Annotated in this window: 1 protein-coding gene; it reads right to left on the reverse strand. The window is 66.8% G+C overall.

Annotation, left to right across the window (positions count from 1 at the left end):
• On the reverse strand, positions 1-1,084 hold a 1,084-nt coding region (locus AC1D00_RS42425), incomplete at both ends, for an ATP-binding protein (protein ID WP_477014822.1).

Here is a 1,084-nt window from a genome sequence, read left to right on the forward strand (position 1 = left end):
CCGTTGTCTTCAGCCGCCTGCCTGCGCAGAAAACCCTCGACATCGGCCTGCACCGAATAGGGCGTCGGGATCGGGTCGCCCATGGAATCGACGGCGGTGTCGAGAGAGCGGCGCAGCATGCGCGCGAGCTCGGCCTTGCGGTAGGGTTTTGTCAGAAGCGGTGCGCCCATCGCGGCGCGGCCCTGCGAGTTCACCGAATCGTAGGCGTATCCGGAGGTGAACAGCACCCGCAGGGACGGCCACGCGGCCACCATCTGCTCGGCGAGCTCGCGTCCGTTGATGCCGCCGGCCAGCACGATGTCGGTGAACAGCAGGTCGAACGCCTTCCCCTCCGCGGCGATGGCGAGCGCTTCGGTGGCGTTGGCGGCGGGGATGACCTTGTAGCCGAGGCTCTCGAGCTGGACCGTGACGTATTGGCGGACGTCGCGATCGTCCTCGACGCAAAGGATGGTTTCGCGCCCGCCCAGGACCTTGCGATCGTCATAGCCGGCCGGGCGCATCGTGCTGGTCTCGGCCTTCGGCAGGTAGATCGTGAATGTCGTGCCGCGGCCTTCCTCGGACGCGACCTTGATGCCGCCTCCGGATTGCTTGACGAAGCCGAACACCATGCTGAGCCCGAGCCCCGTGCCCTTGCCGACCTCCTTGGTCGAGAAGAAGGGATCGAAGATCCGCTCCAGGATGGCCTGCCGCATGCCCGTGCCGGTGTCGGCGATCTCGATCTCGACATAGTCGCCGGCATAGCCGGCGCCGACCGCCACGGCCTCGCGGACGCCGAACACGACATTGCGCGTCGTCAGGCTCAGCCTGCCGCCGTCCAGCATGGCGTCGCGGGCGTTGATCGCGAGGTTGAGCAGCGCCGAGCTCAGCTGGCCGCGGTCGACGAGGGCGAGCCAGACCTTGCTGTCGAGCCTCGTCACGATCTCGATCTTCTTGTCGAAGGTCGCCAGCAGCAGTTTTGCGAGCTCTTCGAGCAGCTCGTTGACGTCGATCTCCGTCGGCTGGAGCGCCTGCTTCCTTGCAAAGGACAGCAGGCTCGAGGTCAGCGCGGCGCCGCGATCGGCGGCCTCGCTGATCAGCTTGGTGA

This window comes from Bradyrhizobium sp. P2_E8 (assembly GCF_056403875.1).